This is a genomic window from Paraburkholderia sp. (assembly GCF_035501035.1).
Lineage (GTDB): Bacteria > Pseudomonadota > Gammaproteobacteria > Burkholderiales > Burkholderiaceae > Paraburkholderia.
This window is the reverse complement of the sequence record NZ_DATJWR010000237.1, coordinates 1-18,724: the sequence shown is the minus strand read 5'-3', so window position 1 is coordinate 18,724 and position 18,724 is coordinate 1. Positions and strand designations below refer to the sequence as shown.

16 protein-coding genes are annotated in these 18,724 nt (G+C 63.5%); 14 read left to right on the top strand and 2 right to left on the bottom strand.

Annotation, left to right across the window (positions count from 1 at the left end; genetic code table 11):
* Positions 1-288 precede the first annotated feature (288 nt).
* From VMJ11_RS17400 to VMJ11_RS17390, 3 genes are all read left to right on the top strand, one after another.
* On the top strand, positions 289-1,752 hold the full coding sequence (locus VMJ11_RS17400) for a catalase (RefSeq protein WP_325620633.1): 1,464 nt from the start codon (positions 289-291) through the stop codon (positions 1,750-1,752).
* Between the two features lie 370 nt (positions 1,753-2,122).
* Positions 2,123-2,740, top strand: coding sequence for a cytochrome b (locus VMJ11_RS17395; RefSeq protein WP_325620632.1), 618 nt, complete (start codon positions 2,123-2,125; stop codon positions 2,738-2,740).
* Positions 2,741-2,759: 19 nt separating this feature from the next.
* A complete protein-coding gene (locus VMJ11_RS17390; protein WP_325620631.1) occupies positions 2,760-4,229 on the top strand; it encodes a glycosyltransferase family 2 protein in 1,470 nt (489 codons plus the stop codon).
* A gap of 249 nt (positions 4,230-4,478) precedes the next feature.
* Here VMJ11_RS17390 and VMJ11_RS17385 read toward each other — a convergent pair whose 3' ends face one another.
* On the bottom strand, positions 4,479-5,213 hold the full coding sequence (locus VMJ11_RS17385) for a DUF2459 domain-containing protein (RefSeq protein ID WP_325620630.1): 735 nt from the start codon (positions 5,211-5,213) through the stop codon (positions 4,479-4,481).
* Between the two features lie 284 nt (positions 5,214-5,497).
* Here VMJ11_RS17385 and VMJ11_RS17380 point away from each other — a divergent pair, with 284 nt between their 5' ends.
* From VMJ11_RS17380 to VMJ11_RS17340, 10 genes are all read left to right on the top strand, one after another.
* Positions 5,498-6,904: a circularly permuted type 2 ATP-grasp protein gene (locus VMJ11_RS17380; protein ID WP_325620629.1), complete on the top strand. Its 1,407-nt coding sequence runs from the start codon at positions 5,498-5,500 to the stop codon at positions 6,902-6,904.
* Positions 6,905-6,947: 43 nt separating this feature from the next.
* Positions 6,948-7,901, top strand: coding sequence for an alpha-E domain-containing protein (locus VMJ11_RS17375; RefSeq protein WP_325620628.1), 954 nt, complete (start codon positions 6,948-6,950; stop codon positions 7,899-7,901).
* A gap of 56 nt (positions 7,902-7,957) precedes the next feature.
* Complete coding sequence (locus tag VMJ11_RS17370; protein ID WP_325620627.1) at positions 7,958-8,758, top strand: transglutaminase family protein; 801 nt, start codon at positions 7,958-7,960, stop codon at positions 8,756-8,758.
* A 122-nt stretch (positions 8,759-8,880) separates the two neighbouring features.
* Positions 8,881-9,762 (top strand): proteasome-type protease, encoded by an 882-nt coding sequence (locus VMJ11_RS17365; RefSeq protein WP_325620626.1) that lies wholly within the window; start codon positions 8,881-8,883, stop codon positions 9,760-9,762.
* 133 nt (positions 9,763-9,895) lie between these two features.
* A complete protein-coding gene (locus VMJ11_RS17360; RefSeq protein ID WP_325620625.1) occupies positions 9,896-11,593 on the top strand; it encodes an acid phosphatase in 1,698 nt (565 codons plus the stop codon).
* Positions 11,594-12,614: 1,021 nt separating this feature from the next.
* Entirely contained in the window at positions 12,615-12,833 is a 219-nt protein-coding gene (locus tag VMJ11_RS34490; protein WP_414694418.1) for a type VI secretion system baseplate subunit TssF, read from the top strand.
* Positions 12,799-13,209, top strand: a complete 411-nt coding sequence (locus tag VMJ11_RS17355; protein WP_325620624.1) for a type VI secretion system baseplate subunit TssF — start codon at positions 12,799-12,801, stop codon at positions 13,207-13,209. The genes VMJ11_RS34490 and VMJ11_RS17355 overlap by 35 nt, the downstream gene beginning before the upstream one ends.
* A complete protein-coding gene (locus tag VMJ11_RS17350; RefSeq protein WP_325620623.1) occupies positions 13,131-13,421 on the top strand; it encodes a phage baseplate assembly protein V in 291 nt (96 codons plus the stop codon). The genes VMJ11_RS17355 and VMJ11_RS17350 overlap by 79 nt, the downstream gene beginning before the upstream one ends.
* A gap of 23 nt (positions 13,422-13,444) precedes the next feature.
* Positions 13,445-14,032 (top strand): type VI secretion system baseplate subunit TssG, encoded by a 588-nt coding sequence (gene tssG, locus VMJ11_RS17345; RefSeq protein WP_325620622.1) that lies wholly within the window; start codon positions 13,445-13,447, stop codon positions 14,030-14,032.
* A gap of 667 nt (positions 14,033-14,699) precedes the next feature.
* Positions 14,700-16,103, top strand: a complete 1,404-nt coding sequence (locus tag VMJ11_RS17340; protein ID WP_325620621.1) for a sugar efflux transporter — start codon at positions 14,700-14,702, stop codon at positions 16,101-16,103.
* Between the two features lie 77 nt (positions 16,104-16,180).
* Here the strand turns inward: VMJ11_RS17340 and VMJ11_RS17335 are convergent, their stop codons facing one another.
* The gene (locus VMJ11_RS17335; RefSeq protein WP_325620620.1) at positions 16,181-16,660 is read right to left on the bottom strand and encodes a hypothetical protein; all 480 of its coding nucleotides are present in this window, start codon (positions 16,658-16,660) and stop codon (positions 16,181-16,183) included.
* Between the two features lie 874 nt (positions 16,661-17,534).
* On the opposite strand from VMJ11_RS17335, the gene VMJ11_RS17330 reads away from it, so the two are divergent.
* Positions 17,535-18,724 (top strand): NADH-quinone oxidoreductase subunit M (locus tag VMJ11_RS17330; RefSeq protein ID WP_325620619.1); only part of this gene is annotated, 1,190 nt, incomplete at its 3' end.

Below are 18,724 nucleotides of genomic sequence, written 5' to 3'. Positions count from 1 at the left end.
GAGCGGTGGCGGCACATGTAGCCGGAACTTGCCGAGGCAATTGTGCCGGCGAAACGCGCGCCACTCGGTGCCGCGAATCCGCAATCACAACTTGCATGGGACCAGATGCGACTGGAGTCAGGCTCAAGCGCTGACTTCAGTGGACAAGGCGCTCAGGCGCCCACTCTGGTCGTCAGCTTTGCATGGGACCGGAGTAAAGGGCTAAAGCCCTAACTCTGGTCGACAGCTTTGCATGGGACCAGAGTAAGGGCTAAAGCCCTAACTCTGGTCGACAAAAGGAGAACTGCGATGGGTGCTTCGAGCGACAAGTCTTCCGGCCAATCCACGATGAGTACGGGCGCACCGGCGTTCAGCGACCGCAACTCGCTGACCATCGGGGCCGACGGTCCGATTCTGCTGCACGACGTGCATTTCCTCGAACAGATGGCGCATTTCAACCGCGAGAAGGTGCCGGAGCGCCAGCCGCATGCGAAGGGCGCCGGCGCGTTCGGGGAATTCAAGACGACCGAAGACGTTTCGCGCTACACCAAGGCCGCCTTGTTCCAGAAGGGCGCGGCCACGGAAATGCTGGCGCGCTTTTCGACCGTCGCGGGCGAAATGGGTAGCCCCGATACCTGGCGCGACGTGCGTGGGTTTTCGCTGAAGTTCTACACGACCGAGGGCAATTACGACCTGGTCGGCAACAACACGCCGGTGTTCTTCGTGCGCGATCCGATGAAGTTTCCGCACTTCATCCGCAGCCAGAAGCGGCTGCCCGACTCGGGCCTGCGCGACAGCGAAATGCAATGGGACTTCTGGACCCACAATCCGGAATCGGCGCACCAGGTCACGTACCTGATGGGCGAGCGCGGCTTGCCGAAAACGTGGCGCAACATGAACGGCTACGGCTCGCACACCTATATGTGGGTGAACGCGAAGGGCGAGAAGTTCTGGGTCAAGTATCACTTCCACACCAACCAGGGCATGGCGTTCTTCACGAATGCCGAAGCCGAGGCGATGGCCGGCCGAGACGCCGACTTCCATCGCCGTGACCTGTTCGAGGCGATCGGGCGGGGCGAATTCCCGTCGTGGACGCTCTCGGTGCAGGTCATGCCGTATGCCGACGCGAAGACGTATCGCTTCAACCCCTTCGACCTCACGAAGACGTGGTCGCACAAGGACTATCCGCTGATCAAGGTCGGCACGATGACGCTGAACCGCAATCCGGAGAACTTCTTCGCGCAGATCGAGCAGGCCGCGTTCTCGCCAGGCAACACGGTGCCGGGCATCGGGCTTTCGCCGGACAAGATGCTGCTGGGCCGGGCGTTCGCCTATAACGATGCGCAGCGCGTGCGCATCGGCACGAACTTCCACCAGTTGCCTGTGAACCGGCCGAAGGTGCCCGTAGAGACCTATATGTTCGACGGCAACATGACCTACGAGCATAGCGGCAGCGCGTCGACCTACGCGCCGAACAGCTTCGGGCGTGCCTGGGCGGACACGACCGGCGCGGCGGAAGACGGCTGGGAAGCCGACGGCGAGATGGTGCGCAGCGCCTACACGCTGCACGCCGACGACGACGATTTCGGCCAGGCGGGCGATCTCGTGCGCAACGTCTTCGACGAGAAGCAGCGCGAGTTGCTCGTCGAGCAGGTGGTGGCGAGCCTGAACGGCGTGCGCAGCCCCGTGCGCGAGCGCGTGTTCGACTACTGGAAGCAGATCGACGGCGACGTGGGCGCGCAGATCGAGAAGAAGGCCGGCAGCGGGAAGTAGATTCAGGCATCGTGCTTGCGCGATGCGTCCGGGCGGCGTATCGCCGGGCGTGAAGCTTGCGTTGGAGGCCTGCAATCAAGGCCTGCAAGAGGCCTGCAAGGCCGGAGCGGTGCTCCGGCCTTTTTGTTTGTGCCCGGCAACTTTCGTACATCGCGCCTCTTTTCAGGCGCGTTACCGCCACATTACGATTGCATGCCCGCCGGCCGTCGCACTGCGCCTGGGGCGCTTCTGCAGCGGCTAGCGGCGGGGCGCATAATGCACGAGTCGTCGCGACTACGTTGGCGACGAAGCATTCGCCGCGCGCGCAGGAACCGGGAATAAAGTCGCTGCGCTGCGCGTTATCCCATCTGAAACGTTACGGCCCGATCCCGTGAAGACCTCTTTTCCCGCAGAATCCGCATTCGCCGATCCCACTGCCGAGGCGCAGAAGTACACGCGTGTGGCAGTGCTATTGCACTGGTTGATCGCGCTACTGATCCTCGCGAACGTCGTACTCGGCCTGACCGCCGCGTTGCTGCCCGACGGCGCGCTTTCGGACACGGCCATCCGGCTCCTGATCGACACGCACAAGTCGATCGGCATCACCGTGCTCGGGCTCGCGATCCTGCGCGTGCTCTGGCGCCTCACGCATCGGCCGCCGCCGTTGCCGGCCGAATTCCCGGGCTGGGAGCGCGCGGCGGCCCATGCGGCGCACGTCGCGCTCTACGTGCTGATATTCGCGATGCCGCTCACGGGCTGGCTGCACGACTCGGCATGGGTGGCCGCGGCCTCGCATCCGATGTATCTGTATGGTCTCGTGCCCTGGCCGCGGATTGGCTTCATCATGAATCTCGATCCGGCCACGAAGGAGCAGTTGCACAACCAGTTCGGCGCGCTGCATACGGCATGCAGCTATGCCCTTTACGGCGTGCTCGCGTTGCATGTTGCGGGCGCACTCAAGCATCAATGGATCGACCGTCATTCGGTGATTCGCCGGATGATGCCGTGAGCAATCGCAAGGGTACGACTTGAAAACCACGCTTGAAGAGGCGCTCGCGCGCACCTCGCCGCGCCTCGCTCCACCGCCCACGCCATTCGCGAGCATCGTGATTCATCTGAGCGTCATGGTGCTCTGGTTCGTGCTGTTCGCGCGCGCATTCTTCCTGCAGGGCGTGGTTGCGTGGTCCACTGGCATTGCCTATGTCGTCTACGACACGGTGTTGCTGATGTTCGTCGCGTGGAAGGCGCGCGTGCTGCTCGCGCCGCCCGCGGCTTCGAGCGGCGCCGCAAGCGAGGCGACGCTGCCCACGCTCGGCGTGATCGTCGCCGCGCACAACGAAGCCGCGGTGCTGCCCATTACGCTCGACGCGCTGTTCGCGCAAACCCGCGTGCCGCAGCAGATCGTGATCGCCGACGACGGCTCGACCGACGGCACGGCCGCGCTGCTGGCCGAGCGCTACGGCCTCCACGATCCAGGCGAAGGGCAGTTGAGCGCGCCTTCGCCCCAGTATCCGAATCTGCGATGGCTGAAGCTCGCGCACGGCGGCAAGGCGCGCGCGCTCAACGCCGCGTTGCTTGCCATCGCAACCGAAACGGTCATGACCGTCGACGCCGACACGTTGCTCGAGCCCGACGCCTGCGCCGCGATGGCGAGTGCGTTTGGCCGCGAGCCCGAACTCGTGGCGGCAGCGGGCCTGCTCACGCCGCTTTGCGACCACACGCTGAGCGGCCGCTTCTTCCAGTGGTTCCAGACATACGAGTACATCCGCAATTTCATTTCGCGCTTCGCATGGATGCGCGCCGACAGCCTGTTGCTGGTCTCCGGCGCATTCGCGGGTTTTCGCCGCGATGCGGTGATGGCAGTGGGCGGCTTCGATCCGCATTGCCTCGTCGAAGATTACGAGCTGATACACCGTCTGCGCCGTTACTCGGCGCGCGAGGGACTGGGCTGGGACGTGCGCGTGCTCGGCTCGGCGCGCGCGAGCACCGACGCCCCCGGCACGCTCGCGAGTTTCCTGCGCCAGCGCCGCCGCTGGTTCGCTGGCTTCCTGCAGACGCAGTACTGGTATCGCGACATGACGGGTAATCGTCTGTACGGCAAGCTCGGGCTCATGATGCTGCCTGTCAAGGCGTTCGACACCGTGCAGCCCATCTATGGGTTGACGGCGTTCGCGTTGCTGCTCGGCTTCCTGTTCGATGGCCGTTTCACGATCGTGCTGCCGGTGCTAGGCGTGATCGTTGGCAAGATTGCGATCGACCTTGCATTTCATTTGTACTCCGTACATCTGTATCGCCGCTGGAGCGGCGACCGGACGCACTCGAGCTTCGGCATGGCGCTGCTCGCCGCCATCTTCGAGCCGTTCTCGTTCCAGTTGATGCGCCACAGCGGTGCCGCGCTCGGCTGGCTGCATTTCCTGCTCGGGCGGCGCAAATGGGGCGTGCAGCGGCGCGCGGGCCTCGCTGCCGCGCGTAATCGCGAAAGCGCGGCCTCTCAATGATCTGAACTGAGCGGCATCCGGCTTGCTCCCGCCATAGTGGGGTCGCGTAATTCGCGCGACGCCAGCTTTGACCGATCCGGGAGATTCATATGCATCGGCTCACTCTTATTGTTTTCCTGTTGCCCCTCGCTCTGGCGGGTTGCCTGTCGTTCAGCAGCAGCGACCCGAATCCGCCGCCGCGTCAGACCGTCGTCGTGCCGCAGTCGAGCACCGTGCAACCGGGTACGGTCTGTATCGCGCCTTGCTGATCTATTCACCGGGCATTCCTGAGGCTGCGTTGAATGACGTGCGGTTCGGCGGTTGTGACTCGACCGCTCGCCGGACTTCACGCATCAGGCTTGTGGCGAACATCGTGTCCGACAGGCCGGCCAGTCCCGCCGAGCGCGATGCCCGCGCGGTCCACGTATTGCAGGTGTGGAGCGCGTCGTAGGTGCCGGACGCCGCGAAAAACAGGCTGCCCTCATAGGGGCCATTGGCCAGGCGCCGGGGCGAGCCTGTCGCGTCTGTTTGCAACGAAGCGCGAAGGTAGCGCTGCACGCCCGCCAGTCCCGCGTCGTCAACGGGGACCTCCACGACGTTCTGCGCGCCGAATGCGGCCTCGGGCGCGGCACGCAGGACGGTCATCAGGATGGCGGCCTCGCTCGGCATGAGCGCGCCTATCATCGTCAAAGGATCGTGGCGGCGCTCCACCACGTACTGCCTCTCCCCGAAACCGAAGCACAGCACGCGCGCGCCGTCGAACCCGCGTGCGAGCGAGGCGACCCAGGCATCGACGTCGTCCATGCGCAGGCAGATGTCGGTGTGCCAGTCGCGCTGCACCACGGCGACGAAGGTGCGCGTCGGTCCTTCGGTCGCCGGGTCCGTGGCCGCTGGCATGGGCCCGTATTGACTCGCACAGCCGGCGAGCGCGAACACCACCGCGAGACTCGCTCGCCATGCCGTGATTCGCGCAAGGCGCCTGCGTGCAACGCCAGGTCCGTTCATTGGAGATGTTCCTTGCCGATTTCGAAACATGCGCATACGCCGTGCCGCTCGCGCGGTGCACCACCTTGAAGCGCGCAGGTGGCGTAGCATGAATGCGCGCCGTTTCGATACTGCCGATCATGCGCGACTTGCACCAATTGGGCGCATGCATCCTGCCGGCGAGATGGCATGTCAATTGCTTTTTAAGCGCGTACCGCAGCGCGCAAGGCATGCTGTCCCAATGATGTGACGAAACGCGGCGCGCCGCCGCATGCTGTTGCATTTACACGCGCGAGAACGAAACGATGCAAGTTCATGACGAGATGCGCGACGAGGGCGCAGTGCGCCCGCATTACGACCGCTTCCAGCACTGGCTGGACAGGCAGACGGGTGAGACGATGGCGCGCAAGCGCGCCGAGGCGGACTTGCTGTTCAGGCGGGTCGGCATCACGTTCGCCGTGAACGGGGACCTCTCGGGCACCGAGCGGCTGATTCCCTTCGATCTCATTCCACGCATCATTCCCGCCGACGAGTGGGCCTTGCTCGAGCGCGGTCTGCGCCAGCGCGTGCAGGCGCTCAACCGGTTCCTTCACGACGTCTATCACGAGCGCGAGATCGTGCGCGCCGGCGTGATTCCGCCCGAGCAGGTCTACACGAACGCGCAATACCGGCCGGAGATGCAGGGCATCGACTTGCCGCTGGGCATCTATGCGCATATCGCGGGCATCGACATCGTGCGTGACGGGCGCGACGGCGCCTTCTATGTGCTCGAAGACAATCTGCGCGTGCCCTCCGGCGTGTCGTACATGCTGGAGAACCGCAAGATGATGATGCGGCTCTTTCCCGAGCTGTTCGTGCAGCACAAGGTGGCGCCGGTCGCACACTATCCCGATCTGCTGCGCGATACGTTGCGCTCGGTGGCGCCCGACGGCGCGGACGATCCGGTCGTGGTGCTGCTCACGCCCGGCATGTACAACTCGGCGTATTTCGAGCATACGTTCCTTGCGCAGCAGATGGGTGTCGAGCTCGTCGAGGGCAAGGATCTGTTCGTAGAGGACAACTATGTATTCATGCGGACGACGCAAGGACCGCGGCGCGTCGACGTGATCTACCGGCGCGTGGACGACGACTTTCTCGATCCGCTCGCGTTTCGCGCCGATTCGGCGCTCGGCGTGCCGGGGTTGCTCACGGCGTACCGCGCGGGCCGCGTCGTGCTCGCAAACGCGATGGGTACGGGCGTAGCCGACGACAAGTCGATCTATCCGTATGTGCCGGACATGATCGAGTTCTATCTGGGCGAAAAGCCGATCCTGAAGAACGTGCCGACATGGCAATGCCGCCGTCCCGACGATCTCGCGTGGACGCTCGAACACCTGCCGGACCTCGTCGTGAAGGAGGTGCATGGGGCGGGTGGCTACGGCATGCTGGTCGGGCCGGCTTCCACGCGCGAGGAAATCGAGGCGTTTCGCGCGCGGCTCGTCGCGCGGCCCGGCAACTACATCGCACAGCCCACGCTCTCGCTTTCGGCCTGCCCGACCTTCGTCGAGGCGGGCATCGCGCCGCGCCATATCGATCTGAGGCCCTTCGTGCTCTCCGGCAAAACGATTCAAATGGTGGCGGGCGGACTGACGCGCGTCGCGTTGAAGGAGGGCTCGCTCGTCGTCAACTCGTCGCAGGGCGGCGGGACCAAGGACACGTGGGTGCTCGAATGATTTCACTGCCCATGTCGTACGCTCAAGGAGGAGAGGTTAGATCATGCTGAGCCGCACCGCCGATCATCTGTTCTGGATGGCCCGTTACATGGAGCGCGCGGAAAATACCGCACGCATGCTCGATATCAACCTGAAGGCGCTGCTGCTGCCCGGTAGTGCGGACGCGGAACCGCGCACGCACCGCGCGATGCTGCGCATTTCCGAACTCGAACCGGCCTTTGATGCACGCCACGAGGAAACGACGAGCAGCAACGTGCTGAAATTTCTCGTTGCAGACCCAACGAATCCGTCGAGCATCTATTCATGCCTGCAGGCAACGCGCGAGAACGCGCGCGCGGTGCGCGGCACGCTCACGACGGAGTGGTGGGAGACGATCAACGACACATGGCTGCAATTCGTCGAGCATTTGCGCAGCGGCGAGCTGGAGTCGCATCCGGAGGCGCTGTTCGAATGGGTGAAGTTCCGCTCGCATCTGTCGCGCGGCGTGCGTCTCGGCACGGCGTTGCAGGACGACGCGCTGTTCTTCACACAGCTCGGCACGTTCCTCGAACGCGCGGACAACACCGCGCGCATTCTCGACGTGCGCTTCGTCGAAGTGGACAACGCCGATTCCCGTTCGGCCGCGCGGCAACTCGAAGACTTCTATTACTGGACCTCGATTCTGAGCTCGGTTTCGGCGCTGGAAATCTACCGCAAGGTTTACCGCGACGTGGTGACGCCCGCGCGCGTGGTGGAACTGCTGATCCTGAATCAGCAGATGCCGCGCTCATTGCTGGCATCGCTGGATGGCGTGTGCGCCAATCTCGCGATGCTGCGCACCGAAACCTCGCGTGAAGTCGAGCGCACCGCGGGCAAGCTGCGTGCCGAACTGCTCTACGCCGACCTCAGGCAGATCTTTTCGATTGGCGTGCATACGTTTCTCACGCAGTTTCTCGCGCGTGTGTACGAACTGGGCAATCAGGTCGCGCGTACATATCTGATGTTGCCGGTCGGTTAGCGTCGTCCGTTGGCGGCTTTTGAATATCGCTTTCGTCTGGTTGGAGGAAACACGTCATGCAGCTCGCGATCCGGCACGACACGGTCTATCGCTACGAAGCGCCCGTGCACTATTCGATCCAGCAGTTGCGGCTTTCGCCGCTCACCACGCCCACGCAGATCGTCACGCAATGGCATGTCGATGCGCCTGGCAAGCTCGACGCGGGCCGCGATGCCTATGGCAACGCGCTGATGACGCTGGTGCTCACGCGTCCGCACACGGAAATCCGTCTGCGCGTGCGCGGCGAAGTGGAAACCGTGCCGCTGCCAGACGGTCGCCTGTCCGAAGGCGAGGGCCCGGTGCCGATGCACCACTTCACGTCGCCCACGCCCCTTACCGAGGCCGACGAGGCGCTCATGGAGTTCGCGCACAGCCTCGCGCCGCTCGACAACGCGGCGGCCATACTCGATGCGGCTGCGCGCGTCACGGAGCGCGTGCGCTACGAATCCGGCGTCACGGACGTGACACATTCCGCGGCAGATGCGCTGGCGCTCGGCCGCGGCGTGTGCCAGGATCATGCGCATGTGATGCTCGCGCTGTGCCGCGCGCGCGGCGTACCGGCGCGCTACGTGAGCGGCTACGTCGACCCGGGCGACGTGCCGGAAATGGCGAGCCACGCGTGGGTCGATGTCTGGCTCGACAATGGCTGGGTGACCGTCGACGTCACGCACGCCTGTTTCGCGAGCGAAAAATATTGCCGCATTGCGGTAGGACGCGACTACGACGCTGCCGCGCCGGTGCGAGGCAGCCGTGTCGGCGGGGCGGGTGAGACGCTCGATGTCAGCGTGCAGGTGAGCGCGCAGCAGTCGCAGCAATAGCGTGCGGGCCAGAACGAAAGCCGCGCGCGAGGTCGAAGTGACAGATGCAGCAGATGCAGTAAATACAGAAGAAGCGAAACGCGGCGCGGGATCGGCGTGCCGAACGTGTAGCAAGGAGGCGCATGACGTACTGTGTGGCAATGGCGGTGGAGCAGGGGCTCGTGTTCCTTTCGGATACGCGCACGAACGCGGGTGTCGATCACGTCAGCACGTCGCGCAAGATGGCCGTGTTCGAGGAGCCCGGCGAGCGCGTGCTCGTGCTGCTCGTGGCGGGCAATCTGGCGATCACGCAGGCTTCGCTGCAGGTCCTGACCGAGCCGCAGGACTCGGCGCGCACCACGCTCTGGAATGCGCCAACCATGGTCGAAGCCGCGCGCGTGGTGGGCGAAGCGGTGCGTGAGGTGCATCGGCGCGACGCGGATGCGCTCAAGAGCTTCAACGTCGATTTCAACTGCAGCTTCATTCTTGGCGGCCAGATCGGCAACCAGCACATGCGGCTGTTCCAGATTTATGCGGCCGGCAACTTCATCGAGACATCGAGCGTCAATCCGTATTTCCAGATCGGCGAATCGAAGTATGGCAAGCCGATCATCGATCGCGTGCTGACGCCGCGCACGCCGCTCGACGAAGCCGCGAAATGCGCGCTGATTTCCATGGATTCGACGCTGCGCTCGAACCTTTCGGTGGGCTTGCCGCTCGACCTGCTCGTGTACGAGCGCGACACGCTGCGCATCACGCGCTACGCGTCGATCGACCAGTCGAATGCGTATTTCCAGATGATCCATTCGACCTGGGGCGCGCGGCTGCGCCAGGTGTTCGGCGAGATTCCCGATCCGCTCTGGACCGAAGAAGGCAACGTGCCGCGGCATGAGCGCGCGACCTTGCCTGGCGCGCTGCGCGCGGCGCATGACGGTCACGTGAACGAGCCGCGCCCCGCGCAAACGCTGGCGCAAGCCCAGCCCAACGCCGCGGCGAGTGTGCCGCGCATGCCGCGCGACGGCTGAAGAGATTTGCCTGAAGCGTCGCGCACGATTTTCCTGCGTGGCTCGCCGGCGAAGGAACCGGTATTCTCCTGCCTTGTAATTCGTGGCTCGCCGCGCGCGGCATTGCGCGCTCCCCCGACATGGAGGCAGGTACATGAAGCAGGACGACGACCCGAAAGCCGGGCACCCCGAAGACAACGCCATTCCCACGGGTCCGGACGACCCCGCGCGCCGCCGCGTCCTTGGCGGCCTGGCTGCTGTTGGCGTGGGCCTTGCGCTCGGCGGCTGCCAGACGCCCGCGCAGAATGCATCGAACGCGCCGCGCAGTGCTGCCGACGCGCGCATCGACGCCGCGCTGCGCGACCAGGTGCGCCAGATCGTCGTGATCTATGCGGAGAATCGCAGCTTCGTCAATCTGTACGGCAACTATCCCGGCGTCCAGATGCCGCTCGCCAGCGTGAGCGCGCAGCGCTATGTGCAACTCGATCGCGACGGCAAGACGCCGCTGCCGCAACTGCCGAAGATCTGGGGCGGCCTCGTGCCCCAGGCGCAGGAACTGGACGGCAAACGCTACATGATTGCCGAGCACGCGATCACGGGCCTCTCGAACCAGCCGTTTCGTATCGTCGATGCGCACGGCGAGCCGTTGCCGAACGCGATCATCACGCGCGATCTCGTGCATCGTTTCTACCAGAACCAAATGCAGATCAACGCGGGCCGCAACGACCAGTTCGCCGCGTGGGGCGATTCGGGCGGCCTCGTGATGGGCTACTACGAGAACTCGGCGCAGACGCTGCGGCTCTGGAACCTCGCCCAGCAGTACACGCTGTGCGACAACTTCTTCATGGCCGCGTTTGGCGGTTCGTGGCTGAACCACATCTTCCTGATCTCCGCGCAGGCGCCGCAATACGCGGACATCCAGACGAGCCCCGCGAAGCATCTTGCTTCGGTGGTGGAGGGCGACGATCCCACGGGCACACGGCTGAAGGTCGCGGAGAACTCGCCGAAGTCGGCGCTCGACGGACCGCCGAAGTTCGTCAACGACGGGCTCTTCACGCCGGACGGCTACGCGGTCAACACGATGGCGCCGCCATACCAGCCGAGCAACGTGCGGCCGCCCGAGGACGGCAACCCGGCGCTCGCCGATCCGTCCAACCCGCGCGTGCTGCGCCCGCAGACCTACGCGACGATCGGCGACCGTCTTTCGGCGAAGGGCGTCGACTGGGCCTGGTATAGCGGCGCGTGGCAGTTCGCGCTCGACCATCGCGACACGGGCGCGGTCCCCGACTTCCAGTATCACCATCAGCCGTTCAACTACTTTGCGAACTTCGCGCCGGGCACGGCCGCGCGGGCGCAGCATCTGCGCGATGCGGGCGTGGGCGACGACCCGTCGACGAACCGGCTGCTCGCGGACATCGACGCGGGACGGCTTCCCGCAGTGACGTTCTACAAGCCGCAGGGCAATCTGAACATGCATGCCGGCTATGCGGACGTGGAGTCGGGCGACCGCCACATCGCCACCGTGATCGAGCACATCCAGCGCGGCCCGCAATGGGCGAACACGATGATCGTGGTGACGCACGACGAGAACGGCGGCTGGTGGGACCCCGTCGCGCCGCCGGTGGGTGACCGCTGGGGCCCGGGCTCGCGCATTCCCACGCTCGTGATCGCGCCGTTCGCGAAGAAGGGCTACGTCGACCACACGTTCTACGACACCGTTTCGATCCTGCGCTTCATCAGCCGCGTGCACGGCCTCGCGCCGCTCGATGGGGTGAGCGCGCGCGATCAGGCGTTTGCATCGCGCGGGCAGACGCCGCCGGGCGATCTCACAGGGGCACTGGATCTGGCGTGAACGTTTGCGTGTATGCGTTGGTGTGGGGACTGCGGCGGCCGTTGGGAAACATTTGCGCCGCCGCCTGGTTGCCTATCGGTTGCCCATCGGAAGCGCAAATTGATGCAACCGCGACACAAACGACGAAGTGTCCGTGCGATCAAGGAGTTGGCGCAATCCCCAGGTGGTTATCAACAGGTTTGTCCAGAAAAACTGTGGACAACTTGGCTGCGCGAAAAACGTGCATCTTGCGTGTCGTTTGCGTACTTCGCTTTTCCAATCAGAGACTTGGTGTGGCTGTCCAGAAGTTGCTAACAGGGCTACCCACGGAATCTGTGGAAAAGCCCCCGCGCTTTTTTCCACGGAGCGTGGTCACTGCAACAATCGGCAACTTTGTGCACAAACCGAGTCGTATCAAGCACTTGAGGCAGCCGTCCCACGGTTACGCACAAGGCTGTCCACGAAAGCTGTGGATAGCGCAAGCTCCCAGGGTTCCACAGTTATTGTTGTGGAACATCTGGATTGGGTAGGGTTGAAAGGGCCGGCAGTTTCCATTACGCCGGTCTGTCAACGCTGCTCGGTGATCGCTTACCGTCCTTCCCGTGTTACGAGCGGTCCGATTCGTGAACCGGAGCGGACCTCGACCAACATCAATCGGCTATTCATTGCGGCTCCGCCAACGACGAAACGCCTGACGAAAATCTCGCTGCTGCCCGGGTGGTCGGAAAGTTATCTCACATGCTTGAAGGGCATTTTTCGCGTCTCGGATGAGATCGAGAGCGGGCAACCAGCGACGGCCGCAGCCGCGCCATGAACCAGGTCTGGGAAATGATGGCGCTGGCCGCAATCCGCTATTCCGAATTTCTGTTAGCCAGGTGCTGGTTGACATCAGTCAGGCCGTTGTTCGCTTTCTGACCTATCGCAACGTTCCCCCTCGCTATGAGCAACATAGTGACCTGCCGCGCCACATAATCGTTCGCTTACCGATGCGGGAAAGCAATCTATTCACTCTGCATAACTAACAGTTTTTGACAGGGCATCCATGGACCCGGAACTTCCCGGTCGGTACGCGGAGGAACTTCGATACCACATCGAATCCTACAAGCTGCGCTTCGCGCAACCGCATCCCAAGATCGCCGCAAGACTCCGCAGCCAGGCCGGCGAGGTCGGGGACCCCTACGTGGAGCGCCTGCCTGTACGGCGCGAAGCTTCCTGGCAGGCCAACGATGCGTGTGCGGCACGAGGGCCTGGAGCCTCATGAGAGCCTGCTACGTTCCACATGGCCCAAGTTCCACGGGCACAGGCTGGTTCATGAATTCTTCATGCTGCCGACCCGCTACGGCTTCTTCACGGTGACGAGGCTGGCAGCGGGCCTGAAGCGCATCGACGGCCCCGAGGTGGAAATCGTGCTGTTGCTCTCGCGCGAGGTCGCGATGCTGGACCAGCAGATCGACGCGTCGGATTTTGCCCTGTACTGTGCCCCGGCCGTGAATCTTTTCGCCGCCACGACAGAACGGTCAGTCATCGATACGCAGAGGCGTCGTGCTGGATACCGCTCATGCAGGTGTGGCAGGGGCACCGGTACGGGGGCATGTGGATTCCGCGCGTGGGCGATCACGTCTATATCGGATTTGTGAACCTGGACCCGGACCGGCCGTTCATTTTAGGCAGCCATGTCACGGACAACAACGAGGTGCCGTGGGACCTGTACGCGAACCACGCGCTCTCGCGCTGGCGCAGCCAGGACCTGGACGGGTGGGGCAAGGGATCGAACACGGTGGTGACCGACGACACCCCCCGGCCAGCTCCAGGTGCAGGTGACGAGCGACCATGCCAACTCGAGATTTGATGCGGGCTACAACGTGCGCATCGATGGCGACAACCTTTCGAGTCGGCCAGAAACCGAGCCTCATCTTTGCGCCGAGCGAGATAGCGGAGGCGAAGATCGAGGACAACAAGCTGCACATCCGGCTAAACAGCCTGGGCATGCTCGGACCCAACGGGCCGCTGCCGATCCACGCGACGGAAATCGCGCACGAGCGTGAAGAACTTCGCGGGGACGCAACGCTGTCGAACTTCCTCGATATCTTCCATCACCGGGCGCTGACGATCTTCTTTCGCTCCTGGGGCAATGCGCAGGCGGTGGTCAGTCTCGACCGGCCAGAGCACGACCGCTTCTCGTTTTATACCGGCTGCTTCACGGGGATGTCTCCACGGCAGGACCGCACCGTGTCACTACCCACGCACGCGCGCCTTGCTGCGACGCCGCTGCTGCTTTCCGAGTCGCGCAATTCCGACGGGTTGTGCAGGTGGGTCGCCCATCATTTCGGCGTGCCCGTGGAGATGGAGGAATGGACGCTGCATTGGACCGTGCTGCCACAGGAGCTTCAGTGCCGCCATGACAAAACGACCAATGAGGTCAGTTCATCGAAGGAAGAGTGCCATATGGCTATGGGGTGAAATCACGGACCGCAGGTTTTTCGAGCGGGAGACGCTAGCGGTCGAAACATGGAAGTACATTGAACGCCGTATCCGGCGGTTTATCCGCCGGCGTAACTGCAAACCTGCTACGTTCGTGCTGCATCCCGCGCAATTGGCGGAACTCGTATTGCCATGTGTGTGCGTAGCCTGCTGCAGGTCAGTCGTCGACCTTTTCGTTCAACAAGTGATTTGTAGAAATGCCTGGCAGGTCGCCGTTAGCCTGTAATTGATACAGGGCTAATTTTTAGTATGTAGACCTTTCCCCGCAGAGGGAAACGGATATTTTCCCCACAGAAAGCCCGGAGTGCCATGTGGCGTGGGCTTCAGCGTCGCAGCCGCGAAGTTATCCACGGGACTTGTCGACGAAATCTGTGCAAAAGCCCCCGCGCTTTTTTCCACTGAGCGCGGTCACTGCAACAATCGGCAACTTTGCGCACAAACCGAGTCGCATCAAGCACTTGAGGCAGTCGTCCCACGGTTACGCACAAGGCTGTCCACGAAAGCTGTGGATAGCGAATCCAGATGTTGATCGTGGCGGCCGCAACCTTGCACAGTGTGGGAGTTTGACCGGATAATCGCCGTCGGTATGGCCGTTGCGTGATCGTGCACGCGCGGCCAACTCCCTTCTCGCCAGCCCCGTCGCGCCGTGCTCAAGAACTCGCGCTTTCTCAGTCTGCTGCGTATTCCCGGTTTTCTGCCGCTCGCGGGCGCGACCCTGATGCTCGGCGTGGCGATGTCCTTCACCGCGCCTTATCTCTCGCTCTTTGGCGTCGAGCGCGCCGGCATGACGCCGTTCCGGCTGGGCATATTCATGACCGCCATTGCCACGAGCGGCGTGATCGCGAGCACGGCGGCGGGACGCTGGAGCGACGCCACCGGCAAGCATCGGCTGCTGCTGCTGGTGTCGCTATGCGCGGCTACGCTCGGGTATCTCTGTCTATGCGTCGTGCGCGATTACCGGCTTTTGCTTCTCGTCGGCGTTGCGTTCATCGGCGCGGGCGGTTGCGCGCTCTCGCTCGTGTTCTCGTTCAGCCGCGCGGCGCTGCCCGCGAGCGACGACGCCGAGCGCACCTTCGCCAGCGCAACGTTGCGCACGATCCTTTCCGCCGCGTGGGTGTTCGGCCCGGCGGTCGGCGCGCTCGTGCTCGCGGCGACCAGTTTCTATGGGTTGTTCCTGTTCGCAGCGGCGAGCTTTGCCGCTTGCGGAACGATCGTCTGGCGCATGCGCGAGCCGCGGCTCGACGAGCATGCCACGCAGCACCTCATGGCGCGCCCCACCTCGGGCGAGGTCGCGCAGGAACTGGCGGAGGAGCGTGCGGCCCAATACGAAGGCCAGCCGCTTACGCAGGCCGAGGTGCAGCCTGGCGCACCGCGCGATCCGGCAACGCTGGCAACGAACGTGTCGAAAGCAAAGGCCTCTCGCCCGCTCGCGAGCGCACCGGAGGGTTCGCAGAAAGACATCATCCGCGCGATCGTTGCGCTGACACTCATCGGCCTCGCTGCGAACGCGACGATGATCGTGTTGCCGCTCTATATCGTGCATGGTCTGAACGGCACGCGCATCGACGTGTCGATCATGCTCGGGCTCGGCGCGTTCATGGAGATTCCGATGATGCTCGCGCTCGGCTCGCGTGCCTCGATGCTCGACAAGCAGTGGTGGCTGGCCGCGTGCGCCGTGGTGCATGCCGTCTACTTCGTTTCGATGTCACTCGCGCCCGGCGTGCATGCACTGATTCCGATGCAGATCCTCAACGCCTTCGTGGTTGCCGTCACGTCGTGTCTTGGCATGACCTTCGTGCAGGATCTGATGCCTTCGTCGCCGGGGCGGGCAACGGCGCTCTTCTTCAACGCGGCGCGGCTCGGCTCGATTCTTTCCGGTGTGCTCTCGGGCATGCTCGTGCAGGCGTTCGGTTATCGCGGCACATTTCTCTTCTGCGGCGTGCTCGCGTTGTGTGCGCTCGTGTTGTTCGCCGTGCCCGGCGAGCAGTACCCGAAGATGGCGCGCGCGGTGCGCCGCTTTCTACGCGAGCGCACGAGGGCGCGAAAGTAGCGCCTCATTCCTCCATCTCGGCGCTGACGCATGCCTTTCTGCACGCGCACGCCAGCATGCATTCGAGTGCAGGCAAATCAGTGCATGTAGGTAACGCGCCGCGAACGGTCGCTCACCTGCAGGCCCACGTCGAGCAATGCGATCGCGAACCAGCGCGCGGACTTGAGCATGCCGCTCACGCTCGGCATCGGCAGCCAGTCGTTGAGCAGTTGCACCGCGGCTTCGCTGCGCGTGGACTGCAGGAGAGCGATGACCTGCAATAGCGAGCCCTCGTCTTTCGCGAGCTCCGAAGCGCAGCGGCAGCGCGTGTCGAGCGGACGGCACGAGGCGCGGCGCAGTGTGCCCATCAGCTGGTCGAAGTGGCCGATGCCGTCTGCGCCGAGTCCGGCGTCGGTCAGCACGCTGCGCCAGCTTTCCGCTTTCCCGTAGGCGTCGCAATGTGGGCGCAGCCAGGTGCGCACGGCGTGCAGGACAGTCTGTTCGGCGCTGTCGGGGTGCTGGACGAAAGTGTCGTCGATCAGCGTGTCATTTCTCGCAAAAAGGGCGGTGTAGCTCATGAAGCCTCCGGTCGGCCGGAATTAGTGCCTCAGCTGTCGACCAGAGTTGGCGCTTTAGCTGTCGGCTGGAGCTACTTACTCCGGGCCCAAGCAAAGCGCCTGCTCTGGTCCGATGCAAAGCTCGGACTTCGGGCCATGCAAAGCCGGCTAACGAGGGATCGTGCCGGGGCATCCGGCTTGGAGTGCATTCTGGGGCAAAGCAGGCATAAATGCAAATGATTCGCATTTATTGATGTTGGACAATGGCATGAACCGCGACCTCACACCGCCCAGAAAGGACTCTTCCAGGCTGCGCGCTTAATTGCGGGGGCACAAGACGCTAAAGTCCGGGCATGCGTGTTTCAGTCCCTGGCGCATAGTGAGAGTTGGCCCCGGCCCTGTAACGGCCGGGGCATTTTTTTGCGCTGCGCAAGGGCGCCGCACTCGCCCCTGGCACGTATCCTGGCGGGCGGCCGGGGCCATACCCCGATGCATAAGTAATTGATTAGACAGAAACATGTAAGGTATTATTCGGGCCGCGCAGCGCGACCACTTGCCGCGGCTGGACGTGTCCTGAAGGTCGCCAACGTGGTTTTCTGGATCAAAAACAGGCTCAAAAGGCGCATTTGTTGTTTTTCCTCTTAGTACGAAACTGAATAAAAACAATGACTTGTATCAACGAATGATCCGGCCCGTGTTGTTGCGCTGCAAAACTTCCACTTTCCGTTTACCCTCGTTAACCCTTGAACGTGTGTTGCATTTCGCCTCGTAGCTGACAAATACATTACAGCCAGCCTGGTCCGATTTTCACCCCGCGTTAATCTTTCAAGTTGCTTGCGCACCCGGGTGTGCGCTGACGAAGCTATTTGCTCCGCATTTTTGAGGTCCTGTTGAAATGCAATCCGTTCCATTTCTGAGTCTGGCGATCTGGATTCCCATCCTGTTCGGCGTGGCAGTGCTGCGCCTCGGGTCGGATCGTCATCCGCAGCGCGCGCGCTGGCTGGCGCTCTTTGGCGCGATTGTCAGCCTGCTGCTGACCCTCCCGCTCATCTCCGGCTTCGACAATCATACGGCCGGCATGCAGTTCGTCGAGTTCCGCGACTGGCTGCCCGAGTTCGGCGTGGCGTGGCGACTCGGAATCGACGGCATTTCGCTGTGGCTGGTCGTGCTGACCGCGTTCACGACGCTCGTGATCGTGATCGCTTCGTGGGAATCGATCACGGTGCGCGTCGCCCAGTACTTCGGCGCGTTCCTGATTCTCTCGGGGCTGATGGTCGGCACCTTCGCGGCCACCGACGGCATGCTCTTCTTCGTGTTCTTCGAAGCCACGCTGATCCCGCTGTACCTGCTGATCGGCACGTGGGGCAATGCGCGCCGCACCTACGCCGCGGTGAAGTTCTTCTTCTTCTCGTTCGGCGGCTCGCTGCTGATGCTGGTGTCGATGCTGTACCTCTACAGCCAGTCGCACACCTTCGACATGGCCGTGTGGCATAGCCTCACGCTCGGCTTCATTCCGCAGATTCTCGTGTTCATCGGCTTCTTCGCGGCCTTCGCGGTGAAGGTGCCGATGTGGCCGTTCCACACGTGGCTGCCCGACGTCCACCTCGAAGCGCCCACCGGCGCGACCGTGATGCTGGCCATGCTCAAGCTGGGCGGCTACGGCTTCCTGCGCTTCACGCTGCCCATCACGCCCGACGCCGCGCACTTCTTCGCACCGGCGATCATCACGCTCTCGCTCGTGGCCGTGGTCTACTCGAGCCTGCTCGCGCTCGCGCAGACCGACATGACCAAGCTGCTCGCGTACTCGACGGTCGCCCACATGGGTCTCGTCACGCTGGGCCTGTTCCTCTTCAACCAGATCGGCACCGAAGGCGCGATCGTGCAGATGATCTCGTACGGCTTCGTCTCGGGCGCGATGCTGCTCTCGATCGGCGTGCTGTTCGATCGCACGAAGACGCGCACGATCTCGGCCTATGGCGGCGTCGTCAACGTGATGCCGCGCTACGCGGCCTTCATGATGCTGTTCTGCATGGCCAACCTCGGCCTGCCGGGCACCTCGGGCTTCGTGGGCGAGTTCATGGTCAT

What these genes read in the sequence shown, in the direction of transcription:
- VMJ11_RS17400 (WP_325620633.1), top strand. Translation starts at nt 289, where the DNA reads ATGGGTGCTTCGAGCGACAAGTCTTCCGGCCAATCCACGATGAGTACG.
- VMJ11_RS17385 (WP_325620630.1), bottom strand. Translation starts at nt 5,213, where the DNA reads ATGAACGGACCTGGCGTTGCACGCAGGCGCCTTGCGCGAATCACGGCA.
- VMJ11_RS17380 (WP_325620629.1), top strand. Translation starts at nt 5,498, where the DNA reads ATGCAAGTTCATGACGAGATGCGCGACGAGGGCGCAGTGCGCCCGCAT.
- VMJ11_RS17375 (WP_325620628.1), top strand. Translation starts at nt 6,948, where the DNA reads ATGCTGAGCCGCACCGCCGATCATCTGTTCTGGATGGCCCGTTACATG.
- VMJ11_RS17370 (WP_325620627.1), top strand. Translation starts at nt 7,958, where the DNA reads ATGCAGCTCGCGATCCGGCACGACACGGTCTATCGCTACGAAGCGCCC.
- VMJ11_RS17365 (WP_325620626.1), top strand. Translation starts at nt 8,881, where the DNA reads ATGACGTACTGTGTGGCAATGGCGGTGGAGCAGGGGCTCGTGTTCCTT.
- VMJ11_RS17360 (WP_325620625.1), top strand. Translation starts at nt 9,896, where the DNA reads ATGAAGCAGGACGACGACCCGAAAGCCGGGCACCCCGAAGACAACGCC.
- VMJ11_RS34490 (WP_414694418.1), top strand. Translation starts at nt 12,615, where the DNA reads ATGGACCCGGAACTTCCCGGTCGGTACGCGGAGGAACTTCGATACCAC.
- VMJ11_RS17355 (WP_325620624.1), top strand. Translation starts at nt 12,799, where the DNA reads ATGCGTGTGCGGCACGAGGGCCTGGAGCCTCATGAGAGCCTGCTACGT.
- VMJ11_RS17350 (WP_325620623.1), top strand. Translation starts at nt 13,131, where the DNA reads ATGCAGGTGTGGCAGGGGCACCGGTACGGGGGCATGTGGATTCCGCGC.
- tssG (WP_325620622.1), top strand. Translation starts at nt 13,445, where the DNA reads ATGGCGACAACCTTTCGAGTCGGCCAGAAACCGAGCCTCATCTTTGCG.
- VMJ11_RS17335 (WP_325620620.1), bottom strand. Translation starts at nt 16,660, where the DNA reads ATGAGCTACACCGCCCTTTTTGCGAGAAATGACACGCTGATCGACGAC.